This is a genomic window from Mesorhizobium sp., from assembly GCF_005063415.1.
In the GTDB taxonomy this organism is placed as follows: domain Bacteria; phylum Pseudomonadota; class Alphaproteobacteria; order Rhizobiales; family Rhizobiaceae; genus Mesorhizobium.
Map to the genome: position 1 here is coordinate 1 of NZ_SUEG01000116.1, position 16,222 is coordinate 16,222.

A 16,222-nucleotide genomic window follows, 5' to 3' on the forward strand; every position below is an offset into this window, starting at 1 on the left:
AATCCTTTCTCAGCCTAAACTCAACCCCAAAATCGCCATATGCGATTCCCCTGCCGTTTACAGGGAGAAGATGCCGGCAGGCAGATGGGGGGCGGCGCAAACATCGCGGAGGCTGGTTCTGCCCCTCATCGGGCCCTTCGGGCCACCTTCTCCCCGTGAACGGGGAGAAGGAAAAGCCTCAGGCCGAAGCGCGCGCTTCGGCCAGTGCCTTCAGATCGGCCGGGTTCAGCTCGACCGATTCGCCGCAGCCGCAGGCCGAGCTCTGGTTCGGGTTCTTGAAGGTGAAGCCGGTGCGCAACGTCGTCTGCTCGAAATCCATCTCGGTGCCGAACAGGAAAAGCGCTGCCTCGGGCGCGACATAGACGTGGGCGCCATCGCGCTCGATATGGTCGTCCTTGGTGTTGGGTTCGGTCACCAGATCGACCGTATATTCCATGCCGGCGCAGCCGCCCTTCCTGATGCCAAGGCGAATGCCATGCGCATTCTCACGGGTCGCAACGATCTCGCGCACCCGGTCGGCGGCCTTTTCGGTCATCGTGATGACGGCGAAGCGTCCCATTTTTTCCTTCTCCATTGCGCGCAGGCTCAAGGCCTGCCGAATGATTCCTCACCTAAAATGGTGAAGTTTTGTACCCGGCGCAAGTGCGCCAGCCTCTGGCTGGTCGGATGCTAGTACCACCCAACCGCGACCTGCGCCTCTTCCGACATGCGGTCGGGCGACCAGGGCGGATCGAAGGTCATGTTGACCTCGACGCCGGAAACGCCTTCGACGGCGCCGACGGCGTTTTCGACCCAGCCCGGCATTTCGCCGGCCACCGGGCAGCCCGGCGCGGTCAGCGTCATGTCGATCTTGACCGAGCGGTCGTCCTCGATGTCGATCTTGTAGACGAGGCCGAGTTCGTAGATGTCGGCCGGGATTTCGGGGTCATAGACCGTCTTCAGCGCCGAGACGATGTCGTCGGTCAGCCGCGCCAGTTCGTCGGCGGGAATCGTTGATCCGGAAACCGCCGCATTGGTCGTCGTTTCCGAAGCGGTCTCGGCGGTGTGGCTGGCATCATCCATGATCGTCACCCGAAGAACTTTCGCGCCTTTTCCAGCGCATCGGCCAAAGCATCGACTTCGGCCCTGGTATTATACATGCCGAACGACGCCCTGCATGTGGATGTTACGCCGAAGCGTTTCAACAGCGGCTGGGCGCAATGCGTGCCGGCGCGGACCGCCACGCCCTGCCGGTCGATGACCATCGACACATCATGCGCGTGGATGCCCTGCAGCTCGAACGAGATGATGGCGCCCTTGCCCGGCGCATCGCCGAAGATGCGCAGCGAATTGATGGCGCGCAGTTTTTGATGCGCATAATCCTTCAGATCGGCCTCATGCGCGGCGATGCGCTCGCGGCCGATCTTTTCCATGTATTCCAGCGCAGCACCAAGCCCGATCGCCTGCACGATCGGCGGCGTGCCGGCCTCGAAACGGTGCGGCGGATCGTTGTAGGTGACGATGTCTTGCGTCACCTCCTCGATCATCTCGCCGCCGCCCATGAACGGGCGCATCCGCTCCAGCATATCCTTCTTGCCGTAGAGCACGCCGATGCCCGACGGGCCATAGACCTTGTGGCCGGTGAAGACGAAGAAATCGCAGTCGAGATCCTGCACGTCGATCGGCATATGCACGGCGCTCTGGCTGCCGTCGACCAGCACCGGAATGCCGCGGGCGTGCGCGATGCGCACGATCTCCTTGATCGGCGTCACCGTGCCCAGCGCATTCGACATATGGGTGATGGCAACCAGCTTTGTCCGGTCTGTCAGCCGCTTTTCGAATTCCTCGATGTGGAAAACGCCGAGATCATCGACCGGCACCCAGACCAGCTTGGCGCCCTGCCGCTCGCGGATGAAATGCCACGGCACAATGTTGGAATGATGCTCCATGATCGACAGCACGATCTCGTCGCCTTCGCCGATATTGGGCATGCCGAAGCCATAGGCGACCGTGTTGATCGCCGCCGTGGTGTTCGAGGTGAAGACGATGTTGTCGGTGCTTGGCGCGTTGAGGAAACGGCGCACCGTCTCGCGAGCCTTCTCATAAGCGTCGGTCGCGGCATTCGACAGGAAATGCAGGCCGCGATGGACGTTGGCATATTCCTGGGAATAGGCGTGCTGGATAGCGTCGAGCACGGCCTGCGGCTTCTGCGCCGAGGCGCCATTGTCGAGATAGACCAGCGGTTTGCCGTAGACTTGCCGCGACAGGATCGGGAAATCGCGACGGATCGCCTCGACGTCGTAGGGGATGTTTTCGACTTTCTGGTCCATTACAAGCTCTCTCGAGGCACCGCCTCATTCCGTCCAGCACCCCTAATCCGTCTCGGCGCTGCGCGCCGATCCACCTTCTCCCACAAAAGGGGAGAAGGAAGAAGCGCTCTACCCGTGCGCCACGAACCAGTTGTCGAGCCTCGCCTCCAGCGCCTCGACGATGGCCTCGTCGTCCAGTTCCTCGATCACTTCGGCGACGAAGGCCTTGACCAGCAAGCCGCGCGCGGTCTTCTCGTCGATGCCGCGCGCCATCAGGTAGAACAAATGGCTGTGGTCGATCTCGGTAACGGTCGCGCCATGGCCGCAGACGACGTCGTCGGCAAAGATTTCGAGCTCCGGCTTGGTTGAGAACTCGCCGTCGTCCGACAGAAGCAGCGTATTGCAGGCCATCTTGGCGTTGGTCTTCTGCGCATATTGGTGGACGTTGATGCGGCCCTGGAAGACGCCGCGCGCTCTGCCGGTCACCACGTTGCGGATGACTTCGGTCGAGGCGGTATGCGGCACCGCGTGGTCGAGCACCATGGTGACGTCCGTATGGGTGTCGCCGGCGAGCAGATTGATGCCGCGCAACGTGAAGTCGGCGCCCTCGCCGGTCGTCTTCACAACGACCTCCTGGCGCACCAGCTTGCCGCCGGCATTCATGACGAACAGCGTCAGTTTCGAATTCTTGCCGAGATGCGCCTTGAACTGGGCGAGATGCGTCGCCGTATCCGGCTGCTCCTGCACGACCAGCCATGTCACTTCGGCGCCTTCGCCAAGCAGCAGCTGGCTGACCGAGCTGACCAGTGCCGCCCCCTCGCCTGCCTGGCGTTCGACGATGACAGCGTTGGCGCCGGCACCGACACGGATGGCCAGCCGTACATGCGTCTGTCCACCGGCCTGCAAATTCTGCAATTCGAGCGGCTTATCCAGTTGGGCACCGTCAGCGATATCGATGAAATAGCCGTCGGCGACAAAGGCAGTGTTCAGCGCGCCGATGGCATCGTCGCTGCCATAGGAATCCAGCCCCGGGGCGATGCTGCCGTCGGTCAGCTTCTCCGATAGGCGCTGTACCGTGACGCCCTCGACAGCAGCCCATTTCGCGCTCGAAACGCCGTTCAGCACCGGCAAAACGCTGGAGCCTTCGACGATCGGCGCAATGGCTTTCGCGACCGCTGCCGGATCGAAGTCCGGCACCGAGGTCAGCAGCCGGCGCAGGTCCGTATAATGCCAGGATTCAATGCGCCGCGTCGGCAGGCCGCTCTTGATCGCCTCGATGGCGTCGTCGCGTTTCAGCATCACCGCGCCGTCGCCGGGCAGCAGCGACAGCCGCTCGCCGAAGGCGTCGATCAGCGCCGTTTCGGCCAATGTTCGCTGGGGTGTCGCGTGCATATTCATCAGTATCGCCTTGTTTGGCTTGCCTTCCGGGCCTGCTGGCATCTCACGCGGCTTGCCCGATCACGCCGGCATAGCCATTGGCCTCGAGGTCGAGCGCCAGCGACTTGTCGCCCGACTTGATCACCTGACCCCTGTAGAGCACGTGCACCGTATCAGGCACGATGTATTGGAGCAGGCGCTGGTAGTGGGTGATGACGACGATGGCCCGGTCCGGCGAGCGCAGCGTGTTGACGCCGTCCGCGACGATCTTCAGCGCGTCGATGTCGAGGCCGGAATCGGTCTCGTCGAGCACGCACAGTTTCGGCTCGAGCAGCTTCATCTGCAGGATCTCGGCGCGCTTCTTCTCGCCGCCGGAAAAGCCGACATTGAGCGGCCGTTTCAGCATCGTCATGTCCATGTTGAGCGAGGCCGCCGCTTCCTTCACGCGCTTCAGGAATTCCGGGATTTTTAGCGGTTCCTGGCCGCGCGCCTTGCGCTGCTCGTTCATCGCCACTTTCAGGAATTCCATCGTCGCCACGCCCGGTATCTCCATCGGATACTGGAACGCGAGGAAAATGCCGGCGGTTGCGCGCTCGGCCGGATCCATTTCGAGGATCGACTGGCCGTTGTAGAGGATGTCGCCCTCAGTGACCTCATAGTCCTCGCGGCCGGCGAGGATATAGGACAGCGTCGATTTTCCCGAGCCGTTCGGACCCATGATGGCGGCGACCTCACCGGCCCTGACCGTCAGGTTCAGGCCGCGAATGATCTCGGTGCCGTCATCAACGATACGGGCATGGAGGTTTTTGATCTCAAGCATTTTTTCTTTCCTGAAAATTCTTTATCCGGTCAGCCGACCGAGCCCTCGAGGCTAATCCCGATCAGCTTCTGCGCTTCGACCGCGAACTCCATCGGCAGTTGCTGGATGACGTCCTTGACGAAGCCGTTGACGATCAGCGCGATCGCCTCTTCTTCGGGGATGCCGCGCTGCATGACGTAGAATTTCTGGTCCTCGGAAATCTTCGAGGTGGTGGCCTCGTGCTCGAACTGCGCCGTCGAATTCTTGGCTTCCATGTAGGGCACAGTGTGTGCGCCGCACTGATCGCCGATCAGCAGGGAGTCGCAGTTGGTGAAGTTGCGGGCGTTGGTCGCCTTGCGGTGTGCCGAGACCTGGCCGCGATAGGTGTTCTGCGAGAAGCCGGCGGCAATGCCCTTGGAGATGATGCGGCTCGATGTGTTCCTGCCGAGATGGATCATCTTGGTGCCGCTATCGACCTGCTGGTAGCCGTTCGAGACGGCGATCGAATAGAACTCGCCGCTGGAATCGTCGCCGCGCAGGATGCAGCTCGGATATTTCCAGGTGATGGCGGAGCCGGTCTCGACCTGCGTCCACGAAATCTTCGAACGATGGCCACGGCAGTCGCCGCGCTTGGTGACGAAATTATAGATGCCGCCCTTGCCTTCGGCGTCGCCGGGATACCAGTTCTGCACCGTCGAATATTTGATCTCGGCATCGTCGAGCGCGATCAGCTCGACCACCGCGGCATGAAGCTGGTTCTCGTCGCGCTGCGGCGCCGTGCAGCCTTCGAGATAGGAGACGTAAGCCCCCTCCTCGGCGATGATCAACGTGCGCTCGAACTGGCCGGTGTTCTTCTCGTTCATGCGGAAATAGGTCGACAGTTCCATCGGGCAGCGCACGCCCTTGGGCACGAAGACGAAGGAGCCGTCGGTGAACACGGCCGAATTCAGCGTTGCGTAGAAATTGTCGGAGGTCGGCACGACCGAGCCGAGATATTTCTTCACCAGCTCCGGATGCTCGCGGATCGCTTCCGAGATCGAGCAGAAGATGACGCCGGCCTGCGCCAGCTCCTTCTTGAAGGTGGTGACGACGGAGACCGAATCGAACACCGCGTCGACCGCGACGCGGCCCGACTTGTATACGTTGTCGCTGGCTTCCTCGAGCTCCGAGGCATCGGTCTTCTGCACGCCGGCGAGGATTTCCTGTTCCCTGAGCGGAATGCCGAGCTTTTCGTAGACCTTCAGCAGTTCGGGATCGACGTCGCTCAGCGAGGTCGGTCCCGGCGTGCTCTTGGGCGCCGCATAGTAGTAGAGGTCCTGGAAATCGATCTTCGGATAATGGACGCGTGCCCACTTCGGCTCGTCCAGCGTCACCCAGCGGCGATAGGCTTCCAGACGCCATTCCAGCATCCAGGACGGCTCGTCCTTCTTCGCCGAAATGAAGCGGATAATGTCTTCGCTCAGGCCCTTTGGGGCCTTGTCCATCGCGATTTCGGTCTGGAATCCGTATTTATACTGGTCGACGTCGATCTTTCGGACCCGATCGATCGTCTCCTGCACAGCAGGCATCAGCGTTCTCCATCCACGCCGGGGTCAAGGCCCGGCAGTTTTCAAACTATGGCACCGCGAATGAGAGCCCGTCAGGCACCCGAGGCGGCGTAAGTTTCATATAGTGCGTTCATGCCGGAAATTCACCCGGCCAAATTCGAACGCACGGCTCTACCAGGCCGCAAGGCCCAAATTTTCCGTTGCCGCGCTCAGGCGGCCTTTTCCCTGTTTGCCCGCCGCGCGGCGATTGTCGCCAGCGCCGAACGAAACAGCTCGATATCTTCAGCGCTGGTCGCGTGACCGATGGACACGCGCAACGCGCCAAGACGGTCACCGTAACCCATGGCTTTCAGCACGTGACTCGGCCCGACTTTGCCCGACGAACAGGCCGATCCGGCCGACAGCGCCACACCGGCCAGGTCGAAAGCGATCTGCGCTGTCTCGGCCTTGATGCCGGGAATAGCGAAGAACGTGGTGTTGGCAAGCCTCGGAGCGCCGGTCCCGAAGATTTCGGCGTCTGGCACCTGCGTTTTCACGATCGCCTCGACTTCGTCGCGGCGCTGCCGCACCGCATCGATCGTTTGCAACCCGGCGAGCGCCTCGCGCGCCGCCGCGCCAAACCCGGCAATCGCCGCCAGGTTTTCGGTGCCGCCGCGGTGGCCCTTTTCCTGGCCGCCGCCGCTGACCAGCGGCTTTGGCATCATCAGGTCCGACCCCGCGACAATGGCGCCGACGCCCTTGGGGCCGCCGATCTTGTGCGAGGAGATAATCAGATAATCTGCGTAACCCGCTGACATATCGAGCGGAATGCGGCCGGCCGCCTGCACCGCATCGACAACCAGGATGCCACCCGCCGCCTTGACGATTTCGGCAATGCGGCCAATCGGCTGGATCACGCCGGTCTCGTTGTTGGCGGCGTGGATGGTCACCAGCGGCAAACCGTCAGCCTTGTCATGCGCACTAACTGCTGACGCCAAGGTGTCGAGCCTGATGATGCCGTCGGCATCGACGCCGATCCGCGTTACCTGCCCCGCGGGGAAGCGCCCGCCATTCAGTAGGCAGGGATGGTCAGCCTCGGACACGTAAAGCCGGCTCATGCGGACGGCGCCGCGCCCCATCTGCCAGTCCGGCGTCAGCAGCGTCGAGGCCGCTTCCGTCGCGCCGGAGGTGAATACGACATGCTCGGCCTTGGCGCTGACCAGTCGCGCCACGTCGCGCCTGGCGTCTTCGATCAGCCGCCGCGCCGCGCGGCCCTCGGCATGGACCGAGGACGGGTTGGCGGCGATGTCGAGCGCAGCGACCACGGCCGCGCGCGCCGAGGCAAGCAGCGGCACGCTGGCGTTGTAGTCGAGATAGGCGCGTGCTCCGGCCATTTCCGTCCAACAGGTCCCTTCAAAAGCCGTTCCGCGAAGATAGCGCGTTATTTCCTTGAAATTGCAAGGCAAGACGTCCTATTTACGCGGCTTGCGGCGCGGGTGGCCGAGCCACAGCTTTTGGCCGCCCAGTTTTGAACAATTCTAAACTAGCTTCTAGAAAGACGCTCGCCCTGCGTCAAGGCCTAGGAAAGACTGGGGCCTAGGGAAGACTGGGGCCAGAGGAAGAGTTGTTCCGGGCGCCGCGCAATTTATACCAAGTGGAGTATTTCATGCCTGAGGTCATTTTCACCGGTCCCGCCGGCCGTCTGGAGGGTCGCTATCAGCCCTCGAAGGAAAAGAGCGCGCCGATTGCCATCGTCCTGCACCCGCACCCCCAGTTCGGCGGGACGATGAACAACAAGATCGTCTACGACCTCTTCTACATGTTCCAGAAGCGCAATTTCACCACGCTGCGCTTCAATTTCCGCGGCATCGGCCGCAGCCAGGGCGAGTTCGACCACGGCACCGGCGAGTTGTCCGACGCCGCCGCGGCGCTCGACTGGGTGCAGTCGCTGCATCCGGATTCCAAGAGTTGCTGGGTTGCCGGCTATTCGTTCGGCTCGTGGATCGGCATGCAGCTTCTGATGCGCCGGCCGGAGATCGAGGGCTTTATCTCGGTCGCGCCCCAGCCCAATACCTATGATTTCTCGTTCCTGGCGCCATGCCCGTCGTCCGGCCTGATCATCCATGGCGATGCCGACAAGGTCGCGCCGCCCAAGGACGTGCAGGGCCTGGTCGACAAGCTGCACACGCAAAAGGGCATTACCATCACCCAGAAGACCTTGCCCGGCGCCAACCATTTCTTTGCCAACCATGCCGAGCTTCTGATCGAGGAATGCGCGGACTATCTCGATCGCCGGCTGGCCGGGGAACTGTCCGATCCACGGCCGAAACGGCTGAGATAGTCGGCGATGTACCAACCGCCTCACTTCCAGGAAACACGGCAGGACGTCCTGCACGGGCTGATCCGTGCGCATCCGCTTGGCCTGCTGGTGTCGAACGGCGCCGAGGGGCCGGTTGCCAACGCAATTCCCTTCCTTCTAGACGCGGATGTGCCGCCGAACGGCAGGCTGCGCGCCCATTTGGCCAAGGCCAATCCGCAATGGCGGCTTTTGGCCGACAATCCCCTGGCGCCGGTGCTGGTCGTCTTCCAGGGCGCCGATGCCTATGTGACGCCGTCGTGGTATGAGACCAAGCGTGAAACCGGCAAGGTGGTACCGACCTGGAACTACGCCATCGTCCAGGTGCGCGGCATCGTCACGGTGATCGAAGACCAGGATTGGCTGTCCAAGCAGATTTCCGATCTGACGATGTCGCAGGAGGGCAGCCGCTCGGCGCCATGGGCGGTGACCGACGCGCCGGCGCCCTTCATTCAGTCGCAGATCAAGGGCATTGTCGGCCTGGAGATCGCCATCACCGAAATCAGCGGCAAATGGAAAGTCAGCCAGAACCGCCCGGCTGCCGACCGCGTCGGTGTCGCCGAGGGGCTCGAGAGCGAGACTGCCAACTCGGCCGACATGGTCCAGCTGGTAAGGTCCTACGGCGGGCTGGACGGCAAGTAATCTGGATTGCTTGCTCGACCGGTTCCAGGGCGGTCGCGGGCTCAATCGACCTTGGTCATCGCCGCCTTGCGCTCGTTGGCGATCAGCCAGAGATTGCGGATATAGATCAACAGGCCCATGGCCTGACCGGCGATGAACACCGGATCCTGACGCTGGATGGCGTAGACCAGCAGCAGGCCGCCGCCGAACAGCGAAAAGAACCAGAACGCGATCGGCACGACGCTGCGCTTGGCCTTTTCCGACGCCACCCACTGCACCAGAAAACGCATGGTGAAGAAGAACTGGGCGACGAAGCCGAGCAGAACCCAGGCATCGAATTGCTTGACGAAAACATCGTGAAGCCAGGTCGCCAATTCCTGAAGCACGTTACCCATGCCTGATTTCCTCTACTTTGGGCATTCTGCGGCGCCTGCGGCGCAGCCACCAGACGCCGGCAAGATCGAGCACGCCCTGCAGGCCGCGATCGAAGATGCCGTAATTCGATTTGCCGTGACGGCGGGAGCGATCGACGACGTCGCAATGGACGACGCGGTAGCCCTCCTGGATGACCAGTGCTGGAACAAAGCGGTGGGTGCCGTCGAAGAACGGCAATTTCCTCAAAATATCGGTGTGGATCGCCTTGAGGCCGCAGCCGGTATCCCGCGTCTCGTCGTGCAGGATGGCTTTTCTCAGCCCATTGGCGAACCGCGATGCCAGCTGCTTGATCTTGCTGTCTCGGCGCTTCAGACGCTGTCCCTGCGCGGCCCCGACTTCGGGACCAGCCTGCCGGAGCGCGTCGATCAACACTGGAAGATAGCCGGGATCGTTCTGGCCGTCGCCATCGACGGTGGCGACGATATCGCCGCGCGCCGCCCAGGCGCCCGATCGCACCGAGAGCGACTGTCCGGCGGATTTTTCATGCCTGAGATGGCGCAGCGGAAACCGGCGAAGCGCTGCTTCTGCGGCAAGCACCGAAGGCGTATCGTCTGTCGAGCCATCGTCGACGACAATGACTTCGAAGTCCCGCCCGGCCATGGCAATGCCGATCTCGTCGAGCAGAAGCGGCAGGTTCGCCGCCTCGTTCCGGCAAGGAATGACGATGGATATCTCCGGCATCTCGACTCTGTCACAGGATATGGCATTCGATCGATGCCGCGCGGTCCAGAGGAAGAGTCCCGCTGGCGCGGCGCCTCATTACGCCAGCCGAAACAATGACGCAAGCAGGCCGCGCCGGAAGCGAAGGGCAATCGCTTCAGGTTTGGATTGCCTCTCACGTTACCGTTCCAGGGAGAGCTGGTTGTCTCGCGACGTGCGGCTCTCGCTTCTCCCCTTGTTGTGGGAGAAGGGAAGAGGGCGCGCCAAAACCGGATTCCACTTTTGCTGATCGCGCTTGAGTGCTAAACGCCCGCCTTCATGCATAGCCGAGCCGCGTTCGGCCGGAAGCTTTTCGGGAAAGAAAATGTCCGCCTTCAAATCCGATTTCCTGCGCACCATGAGCGAGCGCGGTTTCATCCACCAGACCTCGGACGATGCCGGCCTCGACCAGCTTTTCGCCACGGAAACGGTGAGCGCCTATATCGGCTTCGACGCCACCGCGAGGAGCCTGCATGCCGGGTCGCTGATCCAGATCATGATGCTTTACTGGCTGCAGCAGACCGGCCACCGGCCGATCGCGGTGATGGGCGGCGGCACCTCGATGATCGGCGATCCGTCGTTCAAGGACGAGGCGCGCAAGCTTTTGACGCCGCAGGACATCGACGACAATCTCGCCGGCATCCGCCGCAACTTCACGCCCTACCTCAAATTTGGCAGCGGCCCCAACGACGCCGTCATGATCAACAATGCCGACTGGCTGATGGACATCAACTACGTCAATTTCCTGCGCGATGTCGGCCGGCATTTTTCGGTCAACCGCATGCTGGCCTTCGATTCGGTGAAGCTCCGGCTGGATCGCGAGCAGTCGTTGTCGTTCCTCGAGTTCAACTACATGATCCTGCAGGCCTACGACTTCGTCGAGCTCTACAAGCGCCTCGGCTGCCGGCTGCAGATGGGTGGCTCCGACCAGTGGGGCAACATCGTCAACGGCATCGATCTCGGCCATCGCATGGAAGGCGCGCAGCTCTATGCGCTAACGACGCCGCTGCTCACCACCTCCTCCGGCGCCAAGATGGGCAAGTCGGCCTCGGGCGCGGTCTGGCTCGATGCGGAGATGTTGAGCCCCTACGAGTTCTGGCAATATTGGCGCAACACCGAAGATGCCGATGTCGGCCGCTTCCTGAAGCTCTACACGACCCTGCCGCTCGCCGAGGTCGCGCGCCTCGAACGGCTCGGCGGCTCGGAGATCAACGAAGCCAAGAAGATTCTCGCCACCGAAATCACCGCCATGCTGCATGGCCGCGAGGCGGCGGAGGAGGCCAGCGAAACGGCGCGTAAGACGTTCGAAGAAGGGGCGCTCGCCGAAACACTGCCAACCGTCGAGGTGGGCAGGGCCGATCTTGAAGCCGGCGTCGGCATATTGTCGCTGTTCGTCACCGCTGGGCTGGCTGGGTCCAACGGCGAGGCACGGCGGCATATCCAGGGCGGCGCCGTGCGCCTCAACGACCAGCCGGTGTCAGACGACCGACGGATGGTGACGCTGCAGGATCTTGGCCCGGAAAACGTCGCAAAACTGTCGCTCGGCAAGAAGAAGCACGTTCTGGTGCGGCCGGTTTGAGCGTCTGAGGTTTAGAGCCCCTCGATGCCGGTAGGACGGAGGGGGGCGCAGAGGAACACTGCTGAGCGGCTCTATGCCAAGCCCCCGCCCGCCTCAGCGATACTCGAAGATCGACCGGAATATCCCGGGCGCGATTACCGATAGCGGATTGACGTCGAGGATTGGCTTGTTGGCGTTGCCCCTGAGCCTGTAGGTGACGCCGATCAGGCCGCGATCGCGGCCGTTGCCGAGCAGCGCGCCGATCAGCGGCAGTTCGCCGAAAATGCGGTTTACGCCGTAGGCCGGCATGAACGTGCCGGTCATGTCCATGTTGTTATTCTGGTCGTAGAGCGTGCCCTGGAAGGTGGTGCCGATACGCGAGCCGCGCAGCACGCCGTTGCGCAGCTTGAGATAGCCGCTGCCTTTGTCGATCTCGCTGAAGCCGCGCTCGAACTTCACCCTCGACGTGTCGAGATTGCCTTTGACCGCCTCGTTGAGGCTTCGGCTGTCGCCGGCCGGCGTCGTCGATACGATCGAGGCGAGCTTCGGCTCGTTGACGATAAAGAAGTCCTTGGCGTCGACCTGGCCTTTCATCGGACCGTCGCCGGCCCCACTGAGCGCCAGCGTGATCGAGCCGCCTTCCATATGCTCGTAGATGTTGAGGAAGCGCAGTATGGCGCCGGCGTCGGCCGACTTCATGTTGAGCGTGCGCAGGCCGCCGCCGGTCGTGTTGCTGACGGTGATCGCGGCTCCCGAACTTGCCGTGGCGCTCACCTTGAGCCCGTTCACCCGGGAGCCGGCGGCGCTATAGTCGAGCTTCAGACTGGACAGCACCTCGTCGTGAAAGCCGGTCAGGGAGCTGACGTCGGCGCTGACCGAGATCGCATCGACGCCGGTGGTCTTGGTGGCGGTATCGACATCGGACGTGAATTGCTTGATCAGCGAGCGTGCGTCCAGCGCGCTGCCGCTAACCTCGACCGCATAGGCCTTGCCTGACCGCTTCACCGAGACGGCGACGTCGTCGCCCCTGTTCAACGTGACCTTGCTGAACCGGGCCGAGGACAAGGCGCCGTTGACCAGCACCGCGCTGCCATCGATGGAGAAGGTCTTGCCGTCGAGTTCGAAATTGGACAGCGTCGTGGTGTCGCCGGTCTTCGCCATGGCGAAGACGACCTTGGCGGGAATGCCGGGACCCTTGCTCCAGCCGGCCCACGGAATGTCCAGCCTGGCATTGGTCAGGTCGGCCGACACGTTCTGGTTGCCGGTGCCGCTCTTGTCGATCGCCACCTTGATGGTTCCGGAAAGCAGCGTCGACAGGCCAGGCATGGCGGTGGCGCGCGTCTTGTCGTCGAGCACCAGCGCTACTTTGCGACTGCGCGGCGGGCCGCCATCCCTGAGCGGCTCAATCAGGTCGAGCTCGGCCGGAATGCCGTTGAGCAGTGCCCTGGCCGAGATCACCGCCCTGTCGGGCGCGACGGTGATCGAGCCGTCGGCATGGCTGACCGTCTGGCCCTCGAAAGGCTTGCCCAGCGACAGATCCTTGTAGTCGAGCGCCACCAGCCAATCGAGTTTGGAGGAGTCGACGCCGGACTGCAGCGGAATATCGGCCTTGACGTGGCCGGTCACCGTGCCGGACAGGTCGTCCGGCAGCAGGCCGACATGGCGCATGGCGTTGATCGGGTCAAAGGATGCCAGCTCGGCGATTGCCGGCGCCTCGCCGACGACATCGATATCGAGCGCGCCGATCACCGGCGGATGGTTCGCCGCCTTGACGGTGAGCGTGCCGTTGCTTGCCGCCACCGTGCGGCCGCTCGGCATATAGACGCTGCCCGAGGACAGTGCTACGTCGACGTCATTGCCGTGGAAACCGACGACACCGACGGCATCGCGGATCGGCGGAATGCGGCCGGCCGTGTCGAAACGCGATCCTTCGACCTGGAATCGGCCGAACACTTCATCGGCGGAAAGCGGCACGCCGTTGCCGAGCCGTCCGGGTACGACCTGGAATTGCAGGCTGCCATCGACGACGCGGCCGCCGAACAGGTTCTTAAGCACCCACAGCCTGGCATTGCGCGCCGAAAACCATGGCCATAATTGCTTGACGTGCGAGACCGGCATGTCGTGGACATTGAGCGCGACCGATATGCCCGGCGCCTGGTTGGCGACGAATGAAACCGAAGCCGTGCCCAGCACTTCGCTGCCCGGTCCGGACCGGACGCCGATCTGCTCGGCGACCAGCTTTTGGCTCGTCGGCTGGTAGACGCCGGCGATACGGGCAATGAAGCCGAGTGCCGGCTCCGGCGAATCCGAAGGCGCCAGGGTCGAACCGTCGCTGGTCAGGTCGTAACGATAGGATGGCTCCTCGCCCGCTGTGCCTGTAACCGGCTTCGGCCCGATCGAACCGGCGAAATCGAAGGTCGAGCGGCCGGTTTTCACCAGCAAACTGTCGACCTGGATCTTGTTCGATCCGGCGACGAGCGTTGCATCGAGATCGATGTCGGCCGGAAGCAGGCCGCGCGAACCGAGATCGAGCACCGATCCGGTCAGCGACAGGCCAACGATTAGCCGCGAGCCGTTGTCGCCGGTCCCTTCCGACCCCGCCAGCTTCAAGGCGATCGCGCCCAATTTGCCACCTGCTGCCGCAGTGTCGGCATCCGCCGCCTGGATACTGGCGTCCAGCGTGGTGATGCGTCGCGTCGCCGGATCGCGGGTGGCGGAAGCGGCGATGGTAAGCGCCCTGCCGTCGACATCCGCGTCGGATGAAAACTCCATGCTTCCCGGTCCCGACTGCGAGACGGAGGCGTCGGCGATGGTGACCGACTTGACCGATCCGGTCTCGGGCAGTGCCAGTTCGATATTGCGCAGATCGATCTGGCGCATCGAATCCTCGCGCACCGCATCGAGCGCGCGGTTGAGATTGGCGAAGACGGCGGCGGAAAGTTTTTCCGGATCGATGAGGCCGTCCTGATTGCGCAGCCCGGCCGTCCAGTCGCCGCCGGACGGCATCGCCGCCATGACGATGTGCGCGTCGGAAATCCGGGCACTGGTCAGCCGCACCTCGCCCGAAAGCAGCGGGATCAGCCGGATGCCGAAGCGGACCCGGCCGGCATCGGCCATCGGTTTTCCGTCGGCGGTGTTGAGGCTGACGTCGCTGACCTGCAGCGCAATGAAGCTCGACCCGTCAAGCGTCAGCCGTGCCGGCCCGACGGCAACGTCGACATCGAAGCCGGCCAATTTCTCGATTGCCGTTTCGGCTTCCACGCGAAGCCGCTCCGAGCCGAAGCCGGATACGCCGATCGCATAGACGCCGGCAGCAGCCAGCAGCACAAGGGCGACAAGGCCGGCAAACAGCCGCGCCACCAAACGGACGCCGCGACCGATCGAAGCCTGGCCGAGCGGCGGGACGCGGCATGCGGACGGAAAGGTTCCCAGGTCGGTGATCTCGTCACGCCTGAACCTGATCTTCTCGTGCTGCGGTAGCTCCTGATCCACGCAATCTTCCGTTGAAACGAATTCGATCGTGGACGAATCCCCGCTCGACATTATATCGATGCAGCCTGGCGCGTAACCTCAAACAAGGGCATCGGTATGGCTGACCTCGACGTGGGCGATGTTGCGCCGCAATTCGATCTTCCGCGCGACGGCGGCGGTTCACTCAATCTCGCCGCACTGCTGGGAAAGCCCATCGTACTCTATTTCTACCCACAGGACGACACCACAAGCTGCACCAACGAGGCGATCGGTTTTTCGCAGTTGAAGCCGGAGTTCGAAAAGGCCGGCGCCGCCGTCATCGGGCTGTCGCCGGACAGCGTCAAGAAACACGACAAATTCAAGGCGAAATACGATCTGAGCGTCGACCTGGTCGCCGACGAAGAGCGCAAGGTGATCGAGGCCTACCATTTGTGGGTGGAAAAGAAGCTCTACGGCCGCACCTATATGGGCGTCGAGCGCGCGACGTTCCTGATTGGCCGGGACGGACGTATCGCCAGGATCTGGCGCAATGTCCGCGTCAAGGGGCACGCCGAAGACGTGCTGGAGGCGGTTCGCGCAATTTGAGAGCTGCGGCAGGCCGCCGCAATTCGATACCCGTTTTGCGCGAAGACAAAACTTGTTAACCCTAATAATGTGTAATCAGGCTCGTCGTTGGTGTCGTAACGAAAGCTTGGTCCCGTGAACGTAGCCAGTCAGTCAGCGGTCTTCGGCAGACGCAAAGAGCCCCACACGGTCATCATCGCCCGGGGCGACCAGATAAGGCATTTCACCATACGCCCGTGGCTGGCTGCATTTTGCGGCTCGGCGCTGGCGGCGATCGTCATTGGCTACCTGCTGGCGACCTCCTATCTGGTGCTGCGCGACGATCTGATCGGCGCCACGACGGCGCGGCAGGCGCGCATGCAGCAGGCCTACGAAGACCGCATCTCGGCACTGCGCAGCCAGGTCGACCGCATCACCAGCCGGCAGCTTCTCGATCAGCAGCTGATGGAAACCAAGGTCAGCGAGCTGCTGGAACGGCAGAGCCAGCTCAGCCTGCGTCACGGCCGCCTCGGCCCGATCCTCGAACGA

Annotated in this window: 15 protein-coding genes and 1 pseudogene; 5 read left to right on the top strand and 11 right to left on the bottom strand. The window is 62.8% G+C overall.

Annotated elements, in window-relative coordinates; translation table 11 throughout:
• Positions 1 to 178 precede the first annotated feature (178 nt).
• The 7 genes from sufA to E5W70_RS24120 all read right to left on the bottom strand — a co-directional run bounded on the left by sufA (position 179) and on the right by E5W70_RS24120 (position 7,384).
• The gene (gene sufA / locus E5W70_RS24090) at positions 179 to 559 is read right to left on the bottom strand and encodes a Fe-S cluster assembly scaffold SufA (protein ID WP_292663162.1); all 381 of its coding nucleotides are present in this window, start codon (positions 557 to 559) and stop codon (positions 179 to 181) included.
• A gap of 110 nt (positions 560 to 669) precedes the next feature.
• Complete coding sequence (locus E5W70_RS24095; RefSeq protein WP_292663164.1) at positions 670 to 1,062, bottom strand: SUF system Fe-S cluster assembly protein; 393 nt, start codon at positions 1,060 to 1,062, stop codon at positions 670 to 672.
• Positions 1,063 to 1,067: 5 nt separating this feature from the next.
• Entirely contained in the window at positions 1,068 to 2,309 is a 1,242-nt protein-coding gene (locus tag E5W70_RS24100; RefSeq protein ID WP_292663166.1) for a cysteine desulfurase, read from the bottom strand.
• A 108-nt stretch (positions 2,310 to 2,417) separates the two neighbouring features.
• Complete coding sequence (gene sufD / locus E5W70_RS24105) at positions 2,418 to 3,686, bottom strand: Fe-S cluster assembly protein SufD (RefSeq protein WP_292663168.1); 1,269 nt, start codon at positions 3,684 to 3,686, stop codon at positions 2,418 to 2,420.
• A 43-nt stretch (positions 3,687 to 3,729) separates the two neighbouring features.
• Positions 3,730 to 4,485 (bottom strand): Fe-S cluster assembly ATPase SufC, encoded by a 756-nt coding sequence (gene sufC, locus E5W70_RS24110; RefSeq protein ID WP_292663170.1) that lies wholly within the window; start codon positions 4,483 to 4,485, stop codon positions 3,730 to 3,732.
• Between the two features lie 29 nt (positions 4,486 to 4,514).
• A complete protein-coding gene (gene sufB, locus E5W70_RS24115) occupies positions 4,515 to 6,032 on the bottom strand; it encodes a Fe-S cluster assembly protein SufB (protein WP_292663172.1) in 1,518 nt (505 codons plus the stop codon).
• Between the two features lie 188 nt (positions 6,033 to 6,220).
• Positions 6,221 to 7,384, bottom strand: a complete 1,164-nt coding sequence (locus E5W70_RS24120; protein WP_292663174.1) for a cysteine desulfurase family protein — start codon at positions 7,382 to 7,384, stop codon at positions 6,221 to 6,223.
• Between the two features lie 272 nt (positions 7,385 to 7,656).
• On the opposite strand from E5W70_RS24120, the gene E5W70_RS24125 reads away from it, so the two are divergent.
• Both E5W70_RS24125 and E5W70_RS24130 read left to right on the top strand, forming a co-directional pair.
• Entirely contained in the window at positions 7,657 to 8,331 is a 675-nt protein-coding gene (locus E5W70_RS24125; protein WP_023674683.1) for an alpha/beta hydrolase, read from the top strand.
• Between the two features lie 6 nt (positions 8,332 to 8,337).
• On the top strand, positions 8,338 to 8,988 hold the full coding sequence (locus E5W70_RS24130; RefSeq protein ID WP_292663176.1) for an FMN-binding negative transcriptional regulator: 651 nt from the start codon (positions 8,338 to 8,340) through the stop codon (positions 8,986 to 8,988).
• A 41-nt stretch (positions 8,989 to 9,029) separates the two neighbouring features.
• Here the strand turns inward: E5W70_RS24130 and E5W70_RS24135 are convergent, their stop codons facing one another.
• The 3 genes from E5W70_RS24135 to E5W70_RS24145 all read right to left on the bottom strand — a co-directional run bounded on the left by E5W70_RS24135 (position 9,030) and on the right by E5W70_RS24145 (position 10,440).
• Positions 9,030 to 9,362: a lipid-A-disaccharide synthase N-terminal domain-containing protein gene (locus tag E5W70_RS24135; RefSeq protein ID WP_023717355.1), complete on the bottom strand. Its 333-nt coding sequence runs from the start codon at positions 9,360 to 9,362 to the stop codon at positions 9,030 to 9,032.
• Positions 9,355 to 10,083, bottom strand: a complete 729-nt coding sequence (locus E5W70_RS24140; protein WP_292663179.1) for a glycosyltransferase family 2 protein — start codon at positions 10,081 to 10,083, stop codon at positions 9,355 to 9,357. The genes E5W70_RS24135 and E5W70_RS24140 overlap by 8 nt, the downstream gene beginning before the upstream one ends.
• A 159-nt stretch (positions 10,084 to 10,242) precedes the next feature.
• Positions 10,243 to 10,440 (bottom strand): hypothetical protein, encoded by a 198-nt coding sequence (locus E5W70_RS24145; RefSeq protein ID WP_292663181.1) that lies wholly within the window; start codon positions 10,438 to 10,440, stop codon positions 10,243 to 10,245.
• Between E5W70_RS24145 and tyrS the strand changes: the two genes are divergently transcribed.
• Entirely contained in the window at positions 10,427 to 11,680 is a 1,254-nt protein-coding gene (tyrS, locus tag E5W70_RS24150) for a tyrosine--tRNA ligase (RefSeq protein ID WP_292663183.1), read from the top strand. The genes E5W70_RS24145 and tyrS overlap by 14 nt on opposite strands.
• 93 nt (positions 11,681 to 11,773) lie before the next feature.
• Here the strand turns inward: tyrS and E5W70_RS24155 are convergent, their stop codons facing one another.
• Positions 11,774 to 15,151, bottom strand: coding sequence for a DUF3971 domain-containing protein (locus tag E5W70_RS24155; RefSeq protein ID WP_292663185.1), 3,378 nt, complete (start codon positions 15,149 to 15,151; stop codon positions 11,774 to 11,776).
• Between the two features lie 96 nt (positions 15,152 to 15,247).
• Between E5W70_RS24155 and E5W70_RS24160 the strand changes: the two genes are divergently transcribed.
• A complete protein-coding gene (locus E5W70_RS24160) occupies positions 15,248 to 15,715 on the top strand; it encodes a peroxiredoxin (RefSeq protein WP_292663187.1) in 468 nt (155 codons plus the stop codon).
• Positions 15,716 to 15,829: 114 nt separating this feature from the next.
• Positions 15,830 to 16,222 (top strand): annotated as a pseudogene (locus E5W70_RS24165) (M23 family peptidase); the annotation flags it as partial.